The following is a 23,625-nucleotide window of genomic DNA, read 5'->3' as shown; positions in this document are numbered from 1 at the left end:
AGCGGCGGCCCCCGCGGACGACGCGGCGGACGGCCGCGCCGCGAGCGGATCCACGCCCGGCTCCGCGCCCGAGGCGCACCGGCAGCAACGGCAGCAACGGCAGCAACAGCAACAGCAACAGCAACAGCAGAAGACGAAGACGACGACGCACACGTAAAGGAAGTCCATGGCCACGACCACCCCGTCCGGAGTGCGGGACGGCGACGCCGACCAGGCCGGCAGCCCGCCCATGACGCACCGGCAGATCATGGAGGCGCTGTCCGGGCTGATGCTCGGCATGTTCGTCGCCATCCTGTCGTCGACCGTCGTCTCCAACGCCCTCCCCGAGATCATCACCGACCTCGGCGGCGGCCAGAGCGCCTACACCTGGGTGGTGACGGCGTCCCTGCTGGCCATGACCGCGACGACGCCGCTGTGGGGCAAGCTCGCGGACCTGTTCTCGAAGAAGCTGCTGGTCCAGCTCGCCCTCGTCATCTACGTCGCCGGCTCGCTCGTGGCCGGCCTGTCCCAGAGCTCCGGCATGCTGATCGCCTGCCGGGTCGTCCAGGGCATAGGCGTCGGCGGCCTCTCCGCCCTGGCGCAGATCGTGATGGCCGCGATGATCTCCCCCCGCGAGCGCGGGCGCTACTCCGGCTACCTGGGCGCCGTCTTCGCCGTCGCGACGGTCGGCGGCCCGCTGCTCGGCGGTGTGATCACCGACACCGACTGGCTGGGCTGGCGCTGGTGCTTCTACGTCGGCGTGCCGTTCGCCGTCATCGCGCTGCTGGTCCTCCAGAAGACCCTGCGGCTGCCGGTGGTCAAGCGCGACGTGAAGGTCGACTGGTGGGGCGCGGCCCTGATCAGCGCGGCGGTGTCGCTGCTCCTCGTGTGGGTGACCTTCGCGGGCGACAAGTACGCGTGGATGTCCTGGCAGACCGCCGCGATGGTGGGCGGCTCGGTGGTGCTCGGCGCGCTGTTCCTGGCCGTCGAGGCCCGCGCCGCGGAGCCGGTCATCCCGCTGCGGCTGTTCCGCAACCGCACGATCACGCTCGCCTCGATCGCGTCGCTGTTCGTCGGTGTGGCGATGTTCGCCGGGACGGTCTTCTTCAGCCAGTACTTCCAGCTCGCGCGCGGCGAGTCGCCGACGATGTCCGGCGTCATGACCATTCCGATGATCGCGGGCCTGTTCGTGTCGTCCACCGGCTCCGGGCTGATCATCACCAGGACCGGCCGCTGGAAGGCCTGGCTGGTCGGCGGCGGCGCGCTGGTGACGGCGGGCCTGGGGCTGCTGGGCACGATCCGGTACGACACGGAGTACTGGCACGTGGCGGTGTACATGGCCGTGCTGGGCCTCGGCCTCGGCATGATGATGCAGAACCTGGTCCTGTGCACCCAGAACCAGGTGGCTCCGCGGGACCTGGGCGCCGCGTCGTCGGTCGTCACGTTCTTCCGCTCGCTCGGCGGAGCCGTGGGCGTCTCGGCGCTGGGCGCCGTGCTGGGCACCAAGGTCACGGAGTACGTGAAGGAGGGCCTCACCGCCCTCGGCCCGAAGGGCGCCGCCCTGGGCCACGGCGGTACGGCCGGCGGGGGCATCCCCGACCTGGACAAGCTGCCCGCGCCGATGCGGCAGGTGATGGAGAGCGCCTACGGGCACGCCGTGGCCGACATCTTCCTGTACTCGGCGCCGTTCGCCCTGGCCGCGTTCCTGGTGACGCTGCTCATCCGCGAGGTCGCCCTGAAGAAGGCGGCCCACTGAGACTCCGGGCGGGCGGCCGTTGAGCGGAGGGCCGCACCGCCCGGACCACGAGGCCCCGGTGGCGGGCAGGGCTGGCAGGGGACGCCCCCGGCCCCGCCACCGGGGCCTCCCGCGTACGCGGGCCACACCTCCGGGAGGTCCACCCGTACGCGTTACGCGCCACCGGGCCTGACCCGTACGCGGTGGGACGCGCCACCGCGCGCCGCGCGGCCCGCCGCCGGCCCCGCCCCGCCCGCCCCGCTCCGCCCCGACGTCGTACGAACGCCCGAACGTCCGAACGTCCGAAGGCCCGGCCGTCCCTACGGCCGGGCGTACGCCTCGATGCCGGCGACGAGCAGGTCCAGGGCGAACGCGAAGTCGCGGTCCCGCATCTCGTCCACGGTGCCCCCGCCGCGCGCCTCGGCCATCGCCCGCCCCGACTCCATGACCGGAGCCAGCTCCGGCCGCCCGTCGATCGCGCCCATGGCACGGGCGAAGTACGCGTCGGGGGGCAGACCGGCCTCCGCGCAGCGCTTGAGGAAGTGGCCCTCGATCGTGCCGAAGCCGTACACGAACTGGAAGACCGCCGCGATGCCGCCCGCCTGCCGCTCCGGCGGGAGCCCGGCCTTGCGGATGAGCCGCTGCACGCACAGCGCCAGCGCCGACCAGTTCGGGCCGATGTTCAGGAACCGGCCCATCAGCGGCGACAGCCACGGGTGGCGGACCAGCAGGGCGCGGTACCCCTGGGCGAGGTCGCGGAGCTGGTCGCGCCAGTCGGTGTCCGCGTCCGGGTCCGGGAGGGCGACCTCGCCGACCACCGCGTCGCTCGCCAGTTCCAGCAGGTCGTCCTTGGAGTCGACGTACCAGTAGAGCGACATGGCCGTGACGTTCAGCTCGGCCGCGAGGCGGCGCATGGAGAACCTGGCCGCCCCCTCCGCGTCCAGCAGCCGTACGGTCGCGGCCGTGATGCGGTCGCGGTCCAGCCCCGAAGGGTGGTCACCGCCCGCCCGGCGTCCGCGCGACGCCGCCTTGCCGTCCAGCCAGACGCTCATGCGCACCGGACGCTTCGTGTCGCGGTCGGCTGCCGCCGCCATGGGCCCTCCTCGTCGTTCCGTGCGGCCGATGCTATGCCTCGCCCGCACCGCCCCGGGCGGACCACCCGACCGGCTGCCCCGGCCCCGGCCCACCCTCTGGCGCGGCTACCCCCGCTCGGGCCCCGGGCGGCCCTCCCGCCCGCTCATCCCCGGTCCGACGCGGCCCGCTCCGACGCGGCCCGCTCCGAAACGCTCCCGTCCGGCACCCCCTCCTCCGGCAGCCCACCCCGCTCCGGCGCACCCCGCTCCGCGCGTCGCAGCAGCAGCGCCGCGAGAAGGCCGCCCGCGAGGACGGCGACCGCGCCGACGAGCTGGCTGGTCTCCAGGCCCGCCGCGAACGCGTCCGCGATCCGGGCCCGTTCCGCCGGACCGTCGGCCGCCGCCAGCGCCGCCGGCAGGGAGGCGGCCGCCACCGAGGCGAGCGCCGCGAACCGCGCGTTCAGCACGGCCCCGAGCACGGCGACGCCGAGCCCGTTGCCGAACTCCGCGAGGGTGCCGTTGATCCCGGCGCCGACACCCGCCTTCTCCGGCGGGATCGCGCTCATGATGGCGTTCGCCATGGCCGGCATGGAGAGGGAGACGCCCGCGCCCATGACGACCAGCCCCAGGAGCATCCCGGCGTATCCGCCGGAGCCGAGCAGGGCGATCGAGGCGAGGCCGCCGGAGACGAGGGCCATGCCGAGGGCGATCGTGACGGGCGTGCCCAGCTTCGCCAGCAGCCGGGGGCCGACGCCGCTCAGGTTCAGGACGACGACGGTCAGCGCGAGCGGCGCCGTGCGCAGGCCCGCGTCGAGCGGGTCGTACCCGAGGACGAACTGGAGGTGCTGGGTGAGCAGGAACAGCGACCCGGTCATGCCGAACGCGACGAGGATCGCGCCCGCGACGGCGCCGACGAACCGCTGGTCGCGGAAGAAGTGCAGGTCGAGCATCGGGTACGGGACGCGCAGCTCCCAGTGGGCGAAGACGCCCATGGCGAGGAGGCCGATCGAGGCCGACACGAGCACGTGGCCGGAGAGCCAGCCGTGCTCGGGGCCGTTGATGATCGCGTACACCAGGGCGGTCATGCCGATCGTCGACAGCACCGCGCCGACCAGGTCCGGGCGGTCGCCCTGCCGGTGCCGGGACTCCGGTACGAGCACGGCGACGGCTGTCAGGCCGAGGAGGGCGACCGGGATGTTGATCAGGAAGATCGCGCCCCACCAGAAGTGGTCGAGCATGAAGCCGCCGAGCAGCGGTCCGGCCGCGAAGCCGAGCGAGCTGACGGTCGACCAGATGGCGATGGCCTTGACGCGCTCGGCGTCGTCGAAGATCTGGACGACGACCGCGAGGGTGGTGGTCATCAGCAGTGCGCCGCCGACGCCCATCCCGGCGCGGGCGGCGATGAGCTGGGCGGAGCTCTGCGCGAGGCCGGCGGCGAGCGAGCCGATGCCGAACAGCGCGAGACCGGTGAGCAGCATGCGCTTGCGGCCGTAGCGGTCGGCGGCGTTGCCGGCGGTGAGGAGCAGCCCGGACTGGACCAGCGCGTAGGCGTTGATCATCCACTGGATGTCAGCGGTGGAGGCGTGGAGCTCCCGCGTGAGGGAGGGGATCGCCACGTTGAGGACGGTGTTGTCGAGCAGCACGGTCAGCTGGGCGAGGCAGATCACGCCGAGGATCAGCCAGCGTTGCGGGTGGCCGCCGCCGGACACGGCGGCGGGGTCCTTCGGGTTCTCGGCGGTCGTCGCCGTCAACGGAAGCTCCTTGTACGGTGTAAGGGACAGGTTCCCTTACACCGTACAAGGCCCCCTCCCGCTCCGCACAGCCGTTTTCCGGTCCCGCCGCCGCCCCGATCCCGCCCCGATCCCGCCGCGACGCGCGCCCGGCGGGCGCCGACCCGGCCTCCACCGCTCCCGCCCGTCACGCGGGGGGCTTGATCAGGTAGCCGGCGCCCCGCCGGGTGTGGATCAGCGGTGGCCGACCCACGTCGATCTTGCGGCGCAGGTACGAGATGTACTGCTCGACCACGTTGTCCCGGCCGCCGAAGTCGTACGCCCAGACGCGGTCGAGGATCCGGGCCTTGCTCAGCACGCGCCCCGGATGGCGCATCAGGTACCGCAGCAGCGCGAACTCGGTGGCGGTCAGGCGGACGGCCTCCCCCGCGCGGGTGACCTCGCGGCTGCCCTCGTCGAGGACGAGGTCCCCGACGACCAGCACGGCCTGCGCGCGGGAGCGCGGCCGGACGGTGGGGCGGGCGGCCGGATCGGGTCGGGGACGTACGACGGGAAGGACGGGACCATCGCCGGAACCGGCACGGGTGTCGGAGCCGGCCCGGCCGGGGTGGCTGACACGGGCGCCGGAGCGGACAAGGGTCCCGGAGCGCACACCGCTGGTGGAGGCACGGCTGGTGAGGGCACGGGGCCGGGGCGTGGAAAGGGTCATACGGCCACGCTGGGCCCCGGCGCTGAAACCCGGCTGAGGCGTTCCTGTGAATCCCCTGAGAAAGGCGCGAACAGCATGGCGGCACCGCCGCGGAGTGCCCCGCGCGGCCGGTCGTCGCCGACGCCGAGCCGCTCCGGCGCCGCCGGTCGGTTGGGGTGGCGATGCGGGATGGCGGCGAAGCCGCCGCCGGCAGCACGCGGTCCCCGAGCGCCAGGAGCCGGCCGCGTCCCCACGGGTGTGAGGCGCTCGGCGCACCCGGTGACACCCTGGCGGTGTCCCGCCTCACCTTCTCGTGGGCCCCGGCCGGGTGGAGGCCGAGGCGCCGGGCGGCCCGAGCCCCGCCCGGCGCCCTTCCCCACGGCCGCAGCCGCGCCCGCACCCGCACCCGCACCCGCACCCGCACCCGCACCCAGGCTCCCGCCCCGGCCCGCTCCCGCCCTCCTCCCCACCCCCCCCCCGTCAGAACAGGCCCCGCTGCACCACCTCGACGGGCAAGGTCGTCCGGCCCTCCCCCCGGGCTAGCTCCCACCCGGCGGCGAGCCGCCCGTCCAGGACGACCTGCCGGCCGTCCGCGAGTTCCAGGTGCAGATCGGGCCCGGCGACCGCCAGCAGTGTGCCCGCCAGCTCCCCACCGGCCGCAAGGCCCCCGCCGCCGCCCACCGCCCCACTCACCCCACCACCGCCACCGCCACCGCCACCGCCCACGACACCGTCGACGCGCGAGACCCGGTCGAGCCCGAAGACCGGGACGTGGTCCCGCACCCCGCCGAAGGGCAGGGCCTCCAGCGTGTCGCCCCACCCCGGTACGGCGCGGGCCGCCCGGTACAGCCGCTCCACCTCCGCCGCGCGCCCGGCCGCGCCCGGCAGTTCGACGCGGGCGAGCCGCTTGGCCGCGTACGGGATCCGGTCCGGCACGCCGAGCGCGGCGCCCAGCACCTCCTCCGTGCGCCGTGCGGCCATCAGCGGCCCGCGCCCCAGCCAGGCGTATGCCACGGCGCCCTGCTCCAGCAGCCGCGCGTCGCCCCGCTCCTCGGCGGTGATGCCCACCTTGGCCAGGGCGCCACCGAACCAGGCGAGGTAGACCCGGAACACCCTCGGGTCGTCCAGCGCGGTGTCGGCGGCGACGGAGTGCGCCCGGTCCAGCCGCGCGCACTGCGGGCAGCGCCCACCGGTGCCGCGGGCGGGTACGACGGCACGGTCGGCGCACGGGTTGCCGCGGGCACCGGGGCACAGCCGCTCCCCGACCACCCGGAACGCCAGCTCACGCCCGGGGGAGAGGGGACTGGTCCGGCCGCCCTCCCACAGCCAGACGGGCCGCCCACCGCTCCAGCGGACCCCCCGGCACCGCCACGCCCCACCACTCACCGCAGCCACCTCCACCCCTCCCCACCTCACCTGTCGGAGTCCCGCGCCCAAGCCGCCGCGACACGGCCCGCACCGACAGAACGCGCCGGGGTTCCCATCCGCGACCTCCGGATCCGCAGCGCGGCCGGAACCGTCAGCGAGGGCAGCGCCCTGCCCTCCCGGACCACCTGAGGGCTCGCACAGTGGCTTACGCGACAGTCCGTTCACCGGTGCCGCGGCGCAGGGCCGCCGCATCTCGGCCGTCGCAGTCCTCCGGAGACAGGACGCCGGCCGAGTCAGCGCGTCATCGCCCGGCCGCCACCCGTACTTTCCGGCTCCCCCACGGCGTACCGGGCGGTCACGAGATAGCCCGCGAAGCTGACGTCCGGCCTGGGCTTCGCCCACCCGTCCGCCTCTTGGACCGGTACCAGTACGGTCGTTCCCGGAACGGGACGAAGCGCCTGCTCCGTGGCGCCCGGGGGTACCCCGTATCGACAGTGCACCTCGCTGATCGACACCACCTCCACCAAGGTGGCTGCCCGTCCCTCCCCCCAGCCGTGGTGTTCCTCGCGGAAGTCGATCCCACCCGCACGCTCACGGCCGACGATGTCCGCGTAGTCCTTCGAGTCGACCTCCAGCAACGTCCAGGAGACGACGTCCCCTGGTGCGAAGCTCTCCCCGCAGCACTGGATCTGCCAGTCATCCACCCAAATCGTCAGCGTCACCGTGGCATTGTCCGCCACGCGACCTCGCCCCGTCAGGAACCACGGCAGGCAGACGACATCCGCCCGGTCGTGTGATCTCGCCCAGCGCATCTCTGCCCCTCCTCGCCGGCGGGCGCCGTGCGCGGCCGCCAGTCGTCGTGGCCGTCAGTCGTCGTCCGTGGTCGTCACTGCCAGCGTGTTGGACGTTGAGATGATCAGCGTGTTGGACGTTGAGATGAGGGGCCGGTTGCGGACGACGGCGCGGCCGGGGTCCCCGTGACCGTCTAGAGGCGTTTCAGGTTCCGGTCCAGGATCGCCCGGAGCAGGTCCACGTCCGCGGGGTCCTGGGCGTCCCGCTTGGGCAATACGGCGACTCCGGCCGCGCGGTCGCCGCCCAGCAGCACGAAGAGCCCCGGCGTCTCCAGATACTCCCGGAACACCGTCCAGTCCATGCTGAAGGACGCCCGCTCACCGGTGGTGACCGCACCGCGGTCGTCGGCCACCATGCGGCACTGCCCGTACGACTGCACCATGCCGAACATCCGGCGGGCCATGGTGCGCAGTCCTCGTACGGTGCCCCAGGACGCGATGCCCACGGAAAGCACCAGCGAGATGATCCACACGGGCAGCGGGGCGTCGAGGAAAGCCGCGAAGACGATGACGCCGATTGCCGCCGCCAGCGGCGCCATGAGCACCTGGGCCCGGCCCGCCGGCGTCCGACGGGCTCGCGCACGGAGCGCCTCCTCGAAGTCCGCGGCCGTCAGCCGGTAGACGAACTCCACGGCCGTACCGCGGTCCGCGTCTGTGGAATCCGCACCCCCGGTTTCCATGGGCAGGGATCCTAGCCAGGGGTGTCCGGTGGCTCAGGGCCGACGTACCGAGATCCACCGCGCGCCTCCTGCCCGGCTGCCCTCAAGACAAAAGCCAGAGGCCCTGTGGATCACTCCACAGGGCCTCTGGTCTGCTGTGCACTCGGCAGGATTCGAACCTGCAACCTTCTGATCCGTAGTCAGATGCTCTATCCGTTAAGCTACGAGTGCCTGCCAGGGATCTTACTCTCTGGCTTTCCTCCCGGGCTTTTCGGCCCGGTCGGCGTTGCGGGAACAACATTACATGACCTGCGCCGTGACGCGAAATCCATTCGCCAAACCACCCCCCACCTGGGCAAACCACCCACCGCGCCCCCGAGCCACGTGCCCGCGGTCCGGGCGCGGTCACGGGCGCGGTCGCGGGCACAAGCACGGAATCGGGCACGGAACCGAGGGCCGGCCGGAGAGGTCCGGGAACGGCGGAAGCCCCGGCCGTGGGGCCGGGGCTTCCTTGGGGCGGAGGCGGAGGGATTTGAACCCTCGATGGGCTTTAAGACCCAAACCGCATTAGCAGTGCGGCGCCATAGACCGGACTAGGCGACGCCTCCAGTGCACCCGCGCTCGCGCGTGTGGTGCGTGCAGATGATGACACAGCACGGGGCCGTGTCACCAATCGCCGTCCACGGTACTAGGCACCGGGGGCGCAGGGCAAAGGCTTACGGGTTGCGCAACGCGGCGGCCGGTGCGGCGTTAGAGAGGTGGGGAGCCGGGCCCCGCCGGCGCCCCGCCCGGTTCCGAGCACCTGGAGTACGCATGCTGCGCCGACTCGTCCTGTCCACCGCCGCCTCCGTCGTCGCCCTCGGTGTGGGCGCGCCGCTCGCCGTCGCCGGCCCGCTGCCGCCCCTGCCGCAGCTCCCCCCGCTGCTCGCCGGCGCGTCCGACGCGCTGACGATCACGGTGGAGCGGTCCGGGAACCCGACCGCCGACGGGACGTTCAAGCTGGAGTGCGACGGCGACCGGGGCAGCGGCACCCACCCGCGCGCGCACCGCGCGTGCGCTCGGCTGGCCGAGCTGTCCGAGGGCGGCCAGGACCCGTTCGCGCCCGTCCCCCAGGACCGTGTGTGCACCCAGCAGCACGGCGGCCCGGCGACCGCCCGCGTCACCGGCACCTGGCACGGCCGGGACGTCGACGCACGCTTCGTCCGCACCAATGGCTGCGAGATCGCCCGCTGGGAGAACCTGCAGCCGGTCCTCCCCATGGCGCGTTCGTAGCGCGACGGGGCGTTCACCAGCGACTACGGGCCGGGGGCGTACGCCTCGCGCACACAACCTCGCGCACAGCTCCCCCTCATCCGCCGCCCCTCGTACACCCCCAGCCCTTAGACTCCCTCCCGTAAGCGGCACCAGGTCAGTGGGAGGAAGCGTCGTCGTGAGCAGCAGGCCATCCCGAGGCGCTGCTCGCCTCGCAGCCATACTCGACGCCCTGCCCGACGGGCTCGTCCTCGTCAACACCAACGGCACGGTCGTCAACGCCAACACCATCGCGCTCGAGATGTTCGAGACGCCCGGCACGGCACTGGTGGGGCGGGGGCTGCTCGACCTGCTGCCCGCGTTCGACTCGCGGCTCATCCCCGGCTCCATGCGCAGGCCCGAGGGGGCCGACTCGCTGGGCCGCACCAAGCCGACCCGCATGGTCGCCCGGCGGACGGACGGCGGCGAGTTCCCCGTCGAGGTCACCAGCGCCGGGCTGGAGGACGGCCGCGAGGCGTACGACTCGTACGGCCCCACCTCCTACAGCGGCGACGAACTGCTGATGATCGTCGTCCGCGACCTGTCCGGCACCGTCGACACCGAGGCGGAGCTGGCCCGCTCGCAGCGGCAGACCGAGATGATCCTGCGCGCCGCCTCCGAGGGCGTCGTCGGCACGGACACGGACGGGCGCATCGTCCTGGTCAACCCGGCCGCCGCGCAGATCCTCGGCTGGCGGGCCAGCGACCTGGGCGGCAAGGAGCTCCACCCGCTGATGCTGCACTCGCGGGCGGACGGCGAGCCGTTCCCGTACGACGAGTCGCCGCTCGCGGACACCCTCCGCTCGGGGCGGAAGCACCGCGTCCGGGGGCAGGTCGTCTGGGCGAAGGACGGTTCGGCCGTCCCCGTGGACCTGACGACCGCTCCGGTACGGGACGGGGACCAGCTCGTCGGCGCCGTCATGACCTTCGCGGACCGCAGGCCGTACGAGCAGCTCGCCGAGGAGCACGCCGACCGGCTCGCGGCGCTCGCGGAGAAGCACGAGGCCGAAACCGCGCGGCTGACCGAGAAGCACGAGGCCGAGACGGCCGGGCTGGCCGAGAGGCACCGGGCGGAGGCCGCGGCGTACGAGGAGCGGCTCGCGGAGGCGGCCGAGCGGTACGAGTCCCTGGCCGCGCACCACCGCCAGCTGGCCGCCGTCCTGGGCGGCTCGCTGCGCGGGCCGCTGGAGGAGCTGCGCCGTGAGCTGGGCACCCTCGCGGCGGACCCGGCCGGACAGCTGTGGCCGGAGGCGAACCAGATCCTGCACCACCTCGCCGCCGGGTACGCCCGGATGACGACGCTCGTCGACAACGTCCTCGGCTTCCAGCGACTCGACACGGGCGAGGAGGAGCTGCGCAAGGAACCGGTCCTGCTCGACGCGGTCGTCGCGAGCGGTCTCGACGGCGCGGTCGAGCTGATCGGGCCGGGGCGGGCGCAGTTCGCGGTGCACGCGCCGCCCATCGAGGCGGAGGTCGACGGCGTGCGCCTCGCCACGGCCCTCGCCCACCTGGTCGCCGACGTGGCCGGGGTCGACTCCACGGGCAAGGCCCGGATCGTCGCGGGCGGCGGGTACGCCGACTCGACGGTCGTGGTGGCCGCGGCCCAGCGCGGCGAGGTCGTACGGATCGAGGTGCGCGGGCCGTACGCGGGCGGCGACCCGGTGCACGAGCCGATCGTGCGGGGCATCGTCCGGGCGCACGGCGGGGTGCTCCAGACGCACGAGGTGCCGGGCATGAACGGCAGCGCGTACGTCCTGGAGGTCCCGCTGGGCGCGGGCGGCGGGACCGCGCCGACGGCCGCCGCCGGGTCGGGCACGGGGGCGGATGCCGGGGCGGATGCCGCCGGCCCGGGGGCGGCAAGCCCTGCGGGCGGGGCTGCGGGCGGTGGTTCGGGCCTGGTCTCGGACGGGGCGACGGGCGGTGGCCCGGCCGGGGTCGCCGGTCCGGCTCCGGACGGTGCTTCTTCGGGCGGTGCCTCTTCGGGTGGTACGGCCGCTGGTCCGGCGGGAGTTCACGCGGGTGCTTCGGCCGGGGACGGCGGCGTCCCCGGTGGGTCCGGCGTTTCCGGTGGGTCCGGCGCTGTGGCGGGTGGCGGTGCCGCCGTCGCACTGCCCGCCCAGCAGTCGCGGCCGGGGGCCGGTGCGGTGCCCGGTGCCGGTGCGGACGAGGCCCCTCCGGGTGGCGGGCGCCGACGTGCCCGGCGGGCGTCGACGGACGCGTTCCTCGACAGTCCGGTGCGCGCGGAGGACCCCGTGGCGCCCCCGCCGACCGGGCGGCGCCGCGCCGCCGCGCCCGCCGGGGACACGGCGGGTGAGCAGCGACTCGTACCCGCCCAGGACTCCGGCGGCGCCGAACCGACCGGTCGGCGTCGCGGGCGGCCCAGCCCGGTGGAGGCCGCGCCGGCGGAGGGCTCCGTCGTGACGGCCGCCGAGTCGGCGCAGGCCCGGCCGGTGGCGCTCGGGGACACCGTTCCGCCGCAGGGCGTCGCCCCGGCGGAGGACGGCGCGCCGGGCGGTGGGCGCCGTGCCCGGCGCGGCCCGGCCGGCCAGGAGGGCGCCGTACCGGCCTTGCCGCCCGCGCCCGTTCCGGCGCAGGGGCCGGCGCAGGGGCCGGCGTCCACGCCTGCCGGGCGCCGTGCGCGCCGGGCGCTCGCGACGGGCCAGGAACGCGCCACCGGGGCCACAGCCGAGGGCACGGGGCGGGCGGCCTTCGCGCTGCCCCCGGCCGAGGCGGACCGCGCCCCGGCCGGCCGGCCCGCGCACCCGGCCCAGGCCCAAGCCCAGGCCCAAGCCCAGGTCCAGGCCCAGGCCCAGTCGGCCGGTCCTGAAGCCCGGCCGGCCGCCCCGCGGGCCGTTCCGCAGGCCCGGATCGCCGCGCCGGTCGAGGAGAGCCGCCACGACGCCGTCCGTACGGTGCCGGGCGCGGACCACACACCGCCGCAGCCCCACCCGATGCCCATCGCACCGCAGGCTCCGGTGCCCGGCGCTCCGGTGCCCGGCGCCCCGATGCCGGGCGCTCCGGTGCCGGGTGTACCCGCCGCGTCCCCGGCCATCGCCGTACCGCCCCTCGGCGGCCCCGAGGCCGCGGGCGGCAGCGCCGCGCCCGCTACGGAGACGACGCCTGGTGCCTCTGTGCCTCCCGGTGCGGGAGCGGCACCCGCCATCCCCGTGCCCCCGGGCCCCCCTGTAGCACCAGGTGACACCGCTGTCCCGCCGGGCACCGCAGGCGCCCCCGTACCGACCGGCGCCCCCGTACCGACCGGCGCCCCCGTACCGCCCGGCACGCCCGGCGCCCCTGTGGTTCCCGAAGCGCCCGCCGTCCCCGTGCCGCCGGGCGTCCACCCGGCAGCCGGTACAGCCGCGCCCGGCTCCGCGCGGGTTCCCGCACCCGCCGGCCCTTCCGGGACCGCTGGACCCGCGGGACCCACCGGTCCCGGCGACACCGCGCCGCGGCGGCCCGACCCGGCGGCCGGCGCCGTCACGCCGGAGATCCCGCCGAGCGCGGCCGAGCCGAGCCCCACCGCGCCCGCGTCCCCGCCCGCCGTGCCCACCGGCCGCCGCCGCGCGGTGGCGCCCCCGGCACCGGCGGGACCGGCGCCCACCGCCGCGCCCGGTGCGTCGGCCGACGGCCCGGCCGCCGAGGGTGTGCCCGCCGATGCGTCGGCCACCCAGGGACGGGCGTTCAGCGTGCGCACCCTCGGCCAGGGCGTGCCGTTCACCCCGCCGTCCGCCGGGGGCGCCCCGACACCCGCCCACGGCACCGGGACCGGTTCCGGACGCCGGCGCAAGCTGGCCACGCCCCCGGACATCGAGCCGCAGCCGTCACCCGACGCGACAGCCGTTCCCCCGGCCGCACAGCAGGCCGGCCGACCACCGGCGGCCCCGCGCCCGCCCGCCCCGCCGGTCCCCGGCGCGGCGCCCCCGGCCACCCCGCAGGGCACCGCACCCGCGGCCACCCCGCCGGGCGCACCCCAGCCGGTTACGCCCCAGTCCAGCGCCCCCGCGCCGGTGCCGCATGCCCCCTCCGCGCCCCCCGGCCAGCAGCTTCTCGCGGCACCCGCCCCCGAGGGCCGTGCCTACGAGATAGGGGCACCGGACGAAGGCGCCGACGAGGGCCCGGAGCCGCTGGACGGACCGGGTGGCGCCGTGGAGGTGGCCAACCAGCCGCAGCCGCGACCGGTCGACGACGAGCTGCCGCCGGAGCCGCTGGACAACCCGCGCCGCCTCCTGGTGTGGCCAGCGCCGGACGTGGACACGCAGCAGGCGCTGACCGACCGGGGCTACCGGCCGGTGATCGTGCACTCCCGCGAGGAGGTCGACGCGCAGATCGCCGCGTTCCCCGCGGCCCTGTTCGTCGACCCGCTGACCGGGCCGATCACCCGCACGGCGCTCCAGTCGCTGCGCCAGGCGGCGGTGGCGGCCGAGGTGCCGGTGCTGCTGGCGGCCGGGCTGGGCCAGGCCACCCGCGAGGCCGCGTACGGCGCCGACCCCGCCGTGCTCCTCAAGGCCCTGGCGCCGCGCGACAGCGAGCAGCACCCGTCGCGGGTCCTGCTGATCGAGGAGCACGACGAGATCGCCCACGCGCTGACGGCCGCCCTGGAGCGGCGCGGCATGCGGGTGCAGCGCGCGGCCGCGGACAGCGAGGCCGTCGCGCTCGCCACGCAGCTCCCGCCGAACCTCGTCGTCATGGACCTGATGCAGGTGCGGCGCCGCCGGGCCGGGATCATCGACTGGCTGCGCGCCAACGGCCACCTGAACCGCACGCCGCTGGTCGTCTACACGTCGGCGGGCCTGGAGGAGGCGGACCTGCCGCGGCTGGCGTCCGGGGAGACCGTGCTGTTCCTCGCTGAGCGGTCCACGAGCCCGGAGGTGCAGTCGCGGATCGTCGACCTGCTCGCGAAGATCGGCACGAACTAGGGGCCGGACGGCACCCGCGGGAGCGGACGTACCGGCCCCCCGGCGGCGGCGCGGCGACGGAGCGGGCCCACCCGCACGGGTGGAAGGGGGCCCCGACGGCGAGGTGGGCGGCCGGCACACCCCGCCAGCGGGGCCCACGCCGGCCCCCTCCCGCACGTCCCGCCCCAGACGCCGACTCGGCGGTCACAGCTGCCGGCCCGATCACAACAGCGCCATGCCCCGAGCGGCGTCGCGGGGCGGCACACGGCGGCGGCGCCATGGCTGTGTGCCGCCCGGGACCCCCGCCACCGCCACCTGCGACCCACGAGCGCCGTCACAGCCACGCGCCGCCCAGTCCCCGCCCCACCGACGTGCCGCCCCAGCCGGCGCCGCAGCTGAGGTGCCGCCCCAGCCCCATCGCAGCTGAGGTGCCGCCCCCAGCCCTCGTCACAGCTGCGTGACGTCCAGCTCCCCTTCGGCGTACTGCCTGCGGATCACCTTCTTGTCGAACTTGCCGACGCTCGTCTTCGGCACGGCCGGGATCACCGCCCAGCGCTCGGGGAGCTGCCACCGGGCGATGCCGGCTTCGGCGAGGTACGCGCGCAGCGCCTCGTAACCGGTCTCCGCGCCCTCCTTGAGGACGACCGTCGCGAGCGGCCGCTCGCCCCAACGCTCGTCCGGGACGGCCACGACCGCCGCCTCGGCGACATCCGGGTGACCCATCAGGGCGTTCTCCAGCTCGACCGACGAGATCCACTCGCCGCCCGACTTGATGACGTCCTTGGCGCGGTCCGTGAGGGTGAGGAAGCCGTCCGGGCTGATGACGCCGACGTCACCGGTCTTGAGCCAGCCGTCCTCGCTGAACTTGTCGGCGGGGCGCAGCGGTTCGGCGTCCGCGCCGCCGTAGTAGGCGCCCGCGATCCACGGCCCTCGGACCTCCAGCTCACCGGCCGACTCCCCGTCCCACGGCAGCGTCCCGCCGCCCGGACCGACCAGCCGCGCCTCGACGCCGGCCGGGAAACGGCCCTGCGTGACGCGGTACGGCCACTCCTCCTCGTCCGACAGTCCGGCCGGGGGGAACGCCATGGTGCCCAGCGGCGAGGTCTCCGTCATGCCCCAGGCGTGGCAGAGGCGGACGCCGAGCTTGTCGTACGCCTCCATGAGGGAGGGCGGGCAGGCCGCGCCGCCGATGGTGACGTTGGCCATGGACGAGATGTCGCGCGGGTTGGCCATGACCTCGGCGAGGAGGCCCTGCCAGATGGTCGGGACGGCGGCCGCGTGGGTGGGGCGCTCCTTCTCGATCATCTCGGCGAGGGGCGCGGGCTGGAGGAAGCGGTCGGGCATCAGCATGTTGACGCCGCTCATGAAGGTGGCGTGCGGCAGACCCCAGGCGTTCACATGGAACTGCGGGACGACCACGAGCGTCGTGTCGCGGTCGGTGAGGCCCATGGACTCGCTCATGTTCACCTGCATGGAGTGCAGGTAGACGGAGCGGTGGGAGTAGACGACGCCCTTCGGGTCCCCGGTGGTGCCGGAGGTGTAGCACATGGCGGCGGCCTGGCGTTCGTCCAGCTCGGGCCAGTCGAAGGTGTCGGGGCGGTCCGCTATCAGCTCCTCGTAGTCGTGGACGCGGGGCGCGGCGCCGTCGAGGACGGACCGGTCGCCGGGCCCGGACACCACGACGTGCTCGACCGTCGGGAGGTGCGGGAGGAGCGGGGCGAGGAGGGGGAGGAGGCTGCCGTTGACCAGGACGACGCGGTCGGCGGCGTGGTTGACGATCCAGACGAGCTGCTCGGGCGGGAGGCGGAGGTTGAGGGTGTGGAGGACCGCTCCCATGGAGGGGATCGCGAGGTACGCCTCGACGTGCTCGGCGTTGTTCCACATGAGGGTGGCGACGCGGTCGTCGCCGGTGACGCCGAGTTCGTCGCGCAGGGCGCTCGCGAGCCGGGTGGACCGGACACCGACCTCGGCGAAGCTGCGGCGGTGCGGCTCGGGCTGGCCGGTCCAGGTGGTGATCTGCGACTTCCCGTGGATCGTCATCCCGTGGTGGAGGATGCGGGTGACGGTCAGCGGTACGTCCTGCATGGTGCTCAGCACGGCGTCCTCCCGATGGGCGCTCGCTACGCGGCGGTGTGGTGTGCAGATTCTGCGCACATACCGCGCGGTATGTCACTACCTGGGAGTACGTGGTTTCACGTGAAACACCGCCGCGTACCCACCACGGGCCCCACCGCCCCGAACCCGGCCCCGGCACCCGCCTCCGTGCGGCTCGCGCTCAGCCTTGGGACCCCCACCCGGCGCCCACGCTCCACCGCGCCGGGGGCCCGCACCGCTCCCGAGAGCCCTCCGCCCGCAGTCCCCCCGCCCGCACAGCGAGCGCCACGACCCCCGCGCCCCTCGCCCTCTCCCCTGCACCCCCACCGCTGCCGCACGCGCCGCGAGCCCGGCTCACCGTATCGGGGCCAGCTCCGGGTCGTCCCTGAGTTTGCCGAGCGCTCGGGAGACGGCGCTCTTGACCGTGCCGACGGAGACCCCGAGGACCGCGGCCGTCTGCGCCTCGCTGAGATCCTCGTAGTACCGGAGTACGACCATGGCGCGCTGCCGGTCGGGGAGCCGCATGACCGCACGCCACATGGCGTCGTGCAGCGCCTGCCGCTCGGCCGGGTCCGGTTCCGGCACGCCGTGCGGCTCGGGCAGTTCCTCGCACGCGAACTCGTCCACCTTGCGCTTGCGCCACTGCGACGTGCGCGTGTTGACCAGCGCGCGGCGTACATAGCCGTCGAGGGCCCGGTGGTCCTCTATGCGCTCCCACGCCACGTACGTCTTGGCGAGGGCGGTCTGCAGCAGGTCCTCGGCGTCGCTCGGGTTGGCGGTGAGCGAGCGCGCGGTGCGCAGCAGCAGGGGCCCCCGGGCCCGGACGTACGAGGTGAAGGACGGGTACGCGGTGGCGGCCGTGGAGGCTCCGGCGCAGACGGGGCCAGTAGTCGCGGTCATACGACCACGCTAGGAGCGGGGCACCCGCAGGGGGATCGCCCCCAGGTCCCGAAAGGGTGTCCCCCTCAGGTTGTAGGGGTGGTGCGGGCCCCACCTCCTGTAGGTGGAGGGAAAGGGGGCCGGCAGGCCGGGGTACGGGGAGACGGACCGCCACGCCGACGGCCCGCGCGCCGGTACACAGGTCCGGTGCGCGGGCCGTCGATCGTCACCCTCCTCGTCCCCTCACCCCTCGGGCCGGGCCGCCGCACCTGGTGGCGGCCGGGTGGTCAGCGGTACTGGCCGTGCGCACCGGGACGGCCGCGCCGGGGCGGTGTCGGACCGGCGGACGGGGCGGGTGTACGGCATGTCGTCCTCCTCCAGTGGCGTCGTGCCGGCGTTCGCGGATCAAGGCTTCCCACCGGAACCCCGGCGAACCGGACCGGTAGGGCCAATCCCACTGAAGCGTGACAGGAGGCCGGATAAACCCCGAGACGGCGACGCACTCCTCAGCGCCCGAGCCCCCGCTCCGACCCCAGACCCGCCCGACCAGCCGCGAGCCGCGGATACGGGTGGACCTCCCAGGTGCTGTGAGCGGTGAAGCCTGACCGTGCCCTCCGCGTGCCCGACCGGACGGGGACCGGTGGGGCGGAGACCGGGCAGCAGAACGGCCCCCGACCGCTCCAGCTGGTCAGGGGCCGTTTCACCTGCGCGGTGGGTGTGGGATTTGAACCCACGGTGGCTCGCGCCACGACGGTTTTCAAGACCGTTCCCTTAGGCCGCTCGGGCAACCCACCCGTGCCCCGCCTCACCTGCCGCGGAGCGGGCTACAGCCTACCCGGCCGAGGCGGTGGCGGAGGGCGGCGGGCCGTCAGTGGCTGGTCGGGGCGGGGCGGTTGGGCACGGTCAGTCGCCCTTGCGTTCGCCGAGGGTGACCTCGACCTGCTTCTCCTGGGTGCCGCGCTTGTAGGTCAGGGTGACCGTGTCGCCGGGCTGGTGGGTCCAGATCTCGCTGATCAGGGTCGGGCCGCTGTCGATGATGCGGTCGCCGAAGCGGGTGATGACGTCACCCGGCCGCAGGCCCGCCTTGGCGGCGGGGCCGTCGGGGGTGACCGACGGCGTGCCGCCCGTGCCCTGCTCGACGATGGTGGCGCCCTCGCCCTCCTCCGACATGTTCACGGTCGCGCCGATCATCGGATAGACCGGCTCGCCCGTCTTGATGAGCTGTTCGGCGACGTTCTTCGCCTGGTTGATCGGGATCGCGAAGCCCAGGCCGACCGAGCCCGCCTGGGACTGGCCGATGCCACCCGCCCCCGGCGACTGGATGGCGGAGTTGATGCCGATCACCGCACCGCGCCCGTCCAGCAGGGGCCCGCCGGAGTTGCCCGGATTGATCGACGCGTCGGTCTGGAGGGCGCTCATGTACGAGTTCTTGCCGCCGGAGCCGTCGCTGGAGGCGACCGGGCGGTTCTTGGCGCTGATGATCCCGGTGGTCACGGTGTTGGACAGGCCGAACGGCGCGCCGATCGCGATGGTCGAGTCGCCCACGAGGACCTTGTCGGAGTTGCCGAGCGGCAGCGGCGCCAGGCCGGCCGGGGCGCCGCTCAGCTTCAGTACGGCCACGTCGTACCCCTGGGCGCGGCCGACCACCTCGGCGTCGAACTTCCGCCCGTCCGAGAAGGTCGCGGTGACCGTGCCGCTCTCGGCGGCCGAGGCCACCACGTGGTTGTTGGTGAGGATGTGGCCTTCCTTGTCGTACACGAAGCCCGTGCCGGTGCCGCCCTCGCCCGCCGAGCCGCCGGACTTGGCCTCGATGGTGACGACGCTCGGCAGCGCCTTGGCGGCGACCGCCGCGACCGTGCCGGGTTCCCGCTTGAAGTCGGCGGGGGTGTCGCCCACGGAGACCGTCGTGGACGTGGTCGTGCCGTCCGTGCGCTCCGCCGCCCAGTACCCGATGCCGCCGCCGACGCCGCCGGCGACGAGGGCCGCGACGAGGACGCCCGCGACGAGCCCGCCCGGCCGCTTGCGCGGCGCCGGGGGGAAGGGGGGCTGCCCGCCGGGAGGAGCGCCCCAGGCCCCGCCGCCCGCCGGGGCGTGGGCGTACGCCTGCGTGGCGTGGGCGGTCTGGTCGGCGGCCGGGCCGTGAGGTGCGGGGGTGGCGTGGTGGGCGTGGGCCGCGTGCGGGTCGCTCTGGGCACCGTACGCGGGGTAGGCGGGCGGTGCGGCCGGGGGCGGGGGCGCCGCCGGGTGGGCCGCGGGCGCCTCCGGCGAGGCGTGCGGGGCGGGAGCGGCCGGCGGGGCGGAGGCGGGCGGAGCGGCCGGGGGCTCAGCGCCGGGGGCCGGCGGCGGCTCGTACGGCGGCCGCTGCGTACGCCCGGTCTCCGCGGCCCCCGGCACCGGGTCCGTGCCCGGGTCCGTGCCCGGGTTCGCGGCCGGGTTCGCGGCCGGGTTCGCGGCCGGGTTCGCGGCCGGGGGCGGGGACGCCGCAGGGTGCGCCGGGGTGCCCTCCGGAGCTGACGCGGACGGGGCGTCGGGGGCGGACGGAACCGCGTTGCCCTCGTTCTCGGTGCTCACAGGTTCTCTCCTCGGTCTCCACGTCGTCGTATCGGCATGAGCCCGCCGTACATCTGCGTACTCAGCTTTTCCTACCGCTCGTCAGGCCACTGTAAGCGGGACCTGTGCATCCGCCACCGCTTCTTTAACTCCGGCATTACGGACGTGCCCCGACGCGGCCGAACCAGGCCCCGCGGGCTCCGCCGACGGGGCGAACGGTGGCACCATGTCGCGGTGACCCACGCGCGCCAGCACACCATCCAAGTCGTCGCCCACCGGGGCGCCTCCGAGGACGTGCCCGAGCACACCCTCGCCGCCTACGTGAAGGCGATCGAGGACGGGGCGGACGCCCTGGAGTGCGACGTACGCCTCACCGCGGACGGCCATCTCGTCTGCGTGCACGACCGCCGTGTGAACCGCACCTCCAACGGGCGCGGCGCCGTGTCGGCGCTGGAGCTCGCCGACCTGGCCGCCCTCGACTTCGGCTCCTGGCGGGACCGGGGGGACAGCACCGAGGCCCCCGACTGGAGCGACCCCGAGTACACCTCCGTCCTCACCCTGGAGCGGCTGCTGGAGCTCGTCGCCGACGCGGGGCGCCGGGTCGAGCTCGCCATCGAGACCAAGCACCCGACGCGCTGGGCGGGCCAGGTGGAGGAGCGGCTGGTCCGGCTGCTGCGCCGGTTCAACCTCGCCGACCCGCCGACCCCCGGCGAGTCCGCCGTGCGGATCATGAGCTTCTCCCCCCGGTCGCTGATCCGGGTCGCGGCGGCCGTCCCGACCGTGCCGACCGTCTACCTCGCGCAGTTCGTCGCGCCGCGGGTGCGCGAGGGCCGCCTCCCCGCCCGCGCCCGCATCGCCGGGCCGTCCATACGGATCATCCGGAACCACCCCGGCTACGTCGAGCGCCTCCACGAGGCCGGGCTCCAGGTCCACGTGTGGACGGTCGACGCGCCGGAGGACGTGGAGCTGTGCGTCCGCCTCGGAGTGGACGCCATCATCACGAACCGCCCCGGGCAGGTCCTGTCGCAACTGGGACGCGCCCCCCGATAGGGCCTGGCAGGCCCGGCACAACCGGTAGGCCGGGTGGGCTCCAGGAGCCCCCGGCCGTCACGCGGAGTGCCCCGGCGCGCTCGCTCCGCGGCGACTCGTGTCGAATGCGTCACTGTATGCGGACTGGCCGGTTTCCGGTCCAGGCCAGGAGGGCATCCACTCCGTGGCGTGGGGCGAAGGAGGTCTCGGGGGTGGCGTTGATGGTGGCACAGGAAGTGCCGACGTCGTCGAGCATGGCCGTACCCCATGGCCCTGCGGGCGTGGGCGAGGCGAGGCAGCGCATGCGGGAGCAGCTGCGGCGCAGCGGCGTCGGCGAGTCGGTCGTCGACGACGCCGTACTGATCCTCTCCGAACTGCTCAGCAACTCGTGCCGGCACGGCAGGCCGCTGGACGCCGCCGAGGTCGGCGAGGGCGCCGTCCGGGCCGCCTGGCGGATCGACGGCCGGGGCGCCCTGACGGTCGAGGTGACCGACGGGGGCGGCCCGACCCGGCCGGTCCCGTCGAAGCCCTCGGTCACCGCCCGCGGTGGTCGTGGGCTCACCATCATCGACGCCCTCGCCCAGGAGTGGGGCGTACGCGACGGCTCGTCCGGCGAGGTGACCGTCTGGGTGCTCGTCGCGGGCGCGCCCCCGCGCACCGGCACCGGCACCGGCACCACCGGCCCGCGCCTGGCCGGCCCGCGCGAGGGCCGCCCCGCGTCCGCCCTCCCCCGCGCGAACGGCGCCCGGCCCGCGCGCGTGGCCGGCGCGGGCGGTTACGGCGCCGCCCCGGCCACGCGCGCCGGCCAGCTGACGGACGAGCCGGGCCTCCTCGACATGTACGAGGACTTCGGCTGAGGTCCGCGGCCCTCCCGTACGGCTAGGCTCGCGGCCGACAGAGACCGCGTCCAACGGGAGACCCACGCATGGCCAAGAAGCGCCCCCAGAAGAAGGCCGCCGGCGCACCGCAGGTGACGCACGGGGAGGTGCCGGTCGTCGGTGCCCGCGAGCCCTGCCCCTGCGGTTCGGGCCGCCGCTACAAGGCCTGCCACGGCCGCGCCGCCGCGCACGCGGTGACCGAACTCGTCCAGCGCCCGTTCGAGGGCCTGGCCGGCGAGTGCGACTGGGTCGCACTGCGCGAGCTGGTGCCGGCCGCCACCGCGCCGCTGCGCCTGAAGGGCGGGCTGCCCGAGGGGGTGCCCTCCGTGACGCTCGCGACCGTCCTGCCCATGGCGTGGCCGGCGCTCCGCCGTGATGACGGCTCCGTCCTGCTGGCCCTGCAGAACGACACGTCCTCCGGCGACCTGAGCCGCGACCTGGCCGACACGCTCCAGCGCGCGCTGGACGCCGCGCCGGGCACGCCGGTCGCCGCCCGCCGGGTGCCCGCGGAGGGCCCTCGCCTGCAGGACCTGCTCGACGCCGAGGCGGCGTTCGAGCCGGTCGTGCACACCGGCTTCGAGTTCTGGGTGCCCGAGTCGGCGGACGGCGCGTCGCCGGAGGTGGCCGCGTCGCTGGAGCGGGCCAACGAGGCCGCGATCCCGACCGTGAAGCTGGCGGGCGTGGACGCCGCGTACTGGTGCGAGACCCCGGAGAAGAACCACCTGCGCTGGGTCATGCCGCACCCGGAGGAGGAGCTGCTCGACGCGCTCGCGCGGCTGCACGCCGCCGGCGCCTCGTCGCTCGGCGAGGACACGCGCCTCGTCGGGTCCTTCCGGGCGCACGGCCTGGTCATCCCGGTGTGGGACCTGCCGAGCGCCATGACGGCGGAGGAGTGCGAGAAGCCGGCCGCCGAGTTCGCGGAGCGGCTCGCACGGGCCCTCGCGTCCGACGCGCCCCTGACGGCGGACGAGCGGCGGGCGCGCGGCGGCCTGACCAACCGCCAGGTCACGCTGAGCTGACGAGGCCCGCCGGACGGGTCCGGGAGGCGCCGGACGGGACCGAAGAGGGCCGGGGGCTCCGACGGGTGCCGGAGGGGCGCCGGAAGGACCTTCGGCCGGTTCCTTATCGAATCCTTACCCGCCGGTAAATCGCTGTCCGAATACGAGAGATCGAATTTGCTAACCGCCGATCTCTTGTTACGGTTCTGGAAGCCCGGTCGCTGGTGCATCCCCCGTCGCCAGCGACCGGGTTCTTCCATTTCCGCGGAATCGGACCTTCCGCTACCGCTACGGACGGCAACCGTCGTGTCGCCGCCGCGGACGCCCCGCGCCCGCCGCCCGTCCGCACCCCGCCCGCCGCACATCGCCCCGCGATCGCCGCACCCCGACCCCCGTGTCCGGACCGGTCGAGCGGGTCCCGGAGCCGACCACCGCCCTCACGGCAGACCCCGCGAGGCCCCGGCCACGTGCGATGCGCCGGGTGCGGCGGCCCGTCATGGGCGTCCCGGAACCGAAGCCGGTGGACGCCGCCGTACCGCTCGGCCGGCGGATGCGCGCTGCCCCGCCGCGCGCCCGGCGCCGCGACCAGGCGGGCCCCGTCCGCCCGGAGGCGTCAGCGGCCTCCGGGCCGGCGCCCGGCCGCTGTGCGGGCGGCGAAGCGCGAGGCCGAGGTCCGGCCTCGCCCGTTTCCGACGGGTCGTCAGTTTCAGCCAGAAGTGCGTACGGGGCGGCGTTCCGGACGGAGTCCGGGGTTCCCCTGCGACCGGTCCCACGCGGGTATGAGGCGCCGCGCACGGGCGCGCACCGCTGCGCGGCGTCGAGACCGGCGGCATCGCGCCCCGGGAACCGGGGCCCCCTCCCGAGCGGCCGACCGGCCCCGCGGTCGCGCCCCGGGGCGCACCCCGACCGCGCACACCGCGAGAGGCCGAG

Annotated in this window: 13 protein-coding genes, 3 tRNA genes and 2 pseudogenes; 6 read left to right on the top strand and 12 right to left on the bottom strand. The window is 75.2% G+C overall.

Going from position 1 to position 23,625, the window contains the following annotated elements; translation table 11 throughout:
- Positions 1-229: 229 nt before the first annotated feature.
- A pseudogene (locus CP974_RS15305) lies at positions 230-1,720 on the top strand (MDR family MFS transporter); the annotation flags it as partial.
- A gap of 314 nt (positions 1,721-2,034) precedes the next feature.
- On the opposite strand, the gene CP974_RS15300 reads toward CP974_RS15305, so the two are convergent.
- The 8 genes and pseudogenes from CP974_RS15300 to CP974_RS15265 form a co-directional block, all read right to left on the bottom strand.
- On the bottom strand, positions 2,035-2,808 hold the full coding sequence (locus tag CP974_RS15300; protein WP_031134881.1) for a TetR/AcrR family transcriptional regulator: 774 nt from the start codon (positions 2,806-2,808) through the stop codon (positions 2,035-2,037).
- A 143-nt stretch (positions 2,809-2,951) separates the two neighbouring features.
- Entirely contained in the window at positions 2,952-4,538 is a 1,587-nt protein-coding gene (locus CP974_RS15295; RefSeq protein WP_078915804.1) for an MFS transporter, read from the bottom strand.
- Between the two features lie 166 nt (positions 4,539-4,704).
- Positions 4,705-5,013: pseudogene (locus CP974_RS29635) on the bottom strand (winged helix-turn-helix domain-containing protein); the annotation flags it as partial.
- A gap of 672 nt (positions 5,014-5,685) precedes the next feature.
- Positions 5,686-6,591 carry a DUF2797 domain-containing protein gene (locus tag CP974_RS15285; protein ID WP_031133067.1) on the bottom strand — a complete coding sequence of 302 codons (906 nt, stop codon included), beginning with the start codon at positions 6,589-6,591 and terminating at the stop codon, positions 5,686-5,688.
- 275 nt (positions 6,592-6,866) lie between these two features.
- Complete coding sequence (locus CP974_RS15280; protein ID WP_037938276.1) at positions 6,867-7,295, bottom strand: DUF6578 domain-containing protein; 429 nt, start codon at positions 7,293-7,295, stop codon at positions 6,867-6,869.
- Positions 7,296-7,558: 263 nt separating this feature from the next.
- Positions 7,559-8,104, bottom strand: a complete 546-nt coding sequence (locus tag CP974_RS15275; protein WP_140160882.1) for a YcxB family protein — start codon at positions 8,102-8,104, stop codon at positions 7,559-7,561.
- 137 nt (positions 8,105-8,241) lie between these two features.
- A tRNA-Arg gene (locus CP974_RS15270) sits at positions 8,242-8,314 on the bottom strand.
- 286 nt (positions 8,315-8,600) lie between these two features.
- A tRNA-Ser gene (locus CP974_RS15265) sits at positions 8,601-8,691 on the bottom strand.
- A 205-nt stretch (positions 8,692-8,896) separates the two neighbouring features.
- Here CP974_RS15265 and CP974_RS15260 point away from each other — a divergent pair.
- Together CP974_RS15260 and CP974_RS15255 are read left to right on the top strand one after the other, a co-directional pair.
- Positions 8,897-9,355, top strand: a complete 459-nt coding sequence (locus tag CP974_RS15260; protein ID WP_031133061.1) for an SSI family serine proteinase inhibitor — start codon at positions 8,897-8,899, stop codon at positions 9,353-9,355.
- A 157-nt stretch (positions 9,356-9,512) separates the two neighbouring features.
- Complete coding sequence (locus CP974_RS15255; protein WP_031133059.1) at positions 9,513-14,288, top strand: PAS domain-containing protein; 4,776 nt, start codon at positions 9,513-9,515, stop codon at positions 14,286-14,288.
- Between the two features lie 426 nt (positions 14,289-14,714).
- Here the strand turns inward: CP974_RS15255 and CP974_RS15250 are convergent, their stop codons facing one another.
- The 4 genes from CP974_RS15250 to CP974_RS15235 all read right to left on the bottom strand — a co-directional run bounded on the left by CP974_RS15250 (position 14,715) and on the right by CP974_RS15235 (position 19,811).
- Positions 14,715-16,364, bottom strand: a complete 1,650-nt coding sequence (locus tag CP974_RS15250; RefSeq protein ID WP_031133057.1) for a long-chain fatty acid--CoA ligase — start codon at positions 16,362-16,364, stop codon at positions 14,715-14,717.
- Positions 16,365-16,715: 351 nt separating this feature from the next.
- A complete protein-coding gene (locus tag CP974_RS15245) occupies positions 16,716-17,261 on the bottom strand; it encodes a SigE family RNA polymerase sigma factor (RefSeq protein ID WP_031133056.1) in 546 nt (181 codons plus the stop codon).
- A gap of 688 nt (positions 17,262-17,949) precedes the next feature.
- A tRNA-Ser gene (locus tag CP974_RS15240) sits at positions 17,950-18,034 on the bottom strand.
- Between the two features lie 109 nt (positions 18,035-18,143).
- A complete protein-coding gene (locus CP974_RS15235; RefSeq protein WP_085921234.1) occupies positions 18,144-19,811 on the bottom strand; it encodes a S1C family serine protease in 1,668 nt (555 codons plus the stop codon).
- Positions 19,812-20,024: 213 nt separating this feature from the next.
- Here CP974_RS15235 and CP974_RS15230 point away from each other — a divergent pair, with 213 nt between their 5' ends.
- The 3 genes from CP974_RS15230 to CP974_RS15220 all read left to right on the top strand — a co-directional run bounded on the left by CP974_RS15230 (position 20,025) and on the right by CP974_RS15220 (position 22,716).
- Positions 20,025-20,840 carry a glycerophosphodiester phosphodiesterase gene (locus CP974_RS15230; protein WP_031132249.1) on the top strand — a complete coding sequence of 272 codons (816 nt, stop codon included), beginning with the start codon at positions 20,025-20,027 and terminating at the stop codon, positions 20,838-20,840.
- 104 nt (positions 20,841-20,944) lie between these two features.
- Entirely contained in the window at positions 20,945-21,676 is a 732-nt protein-coding gene (locus CP974_RS15225) for an ATP-binding protein (protein WP_078915633.1), read from the top strand.
- A 68-nt stretch (positions 21,677-21,744) separates the two neighbouring features.
- Positions 21,745-22,716, top strand: coding sequence for a DUF5926 family protein (locus CP974_RS15220; RefSeq protein WP_031132251.1), 972 nt, complete (start codon positions 21,745-21,747; stop codon positions 22,714-22,716).
- Positions 22,717-23,625 lie beyond the last annotated feature (909 nt).

Origin of the sequence: Streptomyces fradiae ATCC 10745 = DSM 40063 (assembly GCF_008704425.1) — a bacterium.
Classification (GTDB): domain Bacteria; phylum Actinomycetota; class Actinomycetes; order Streptomycetales; family Streptomycetaceae; genus Streptomyces; species Streptomyces fradiae.
This window is presented reverse-complemented; position numbering and strand designations above follow the sequence as displayed.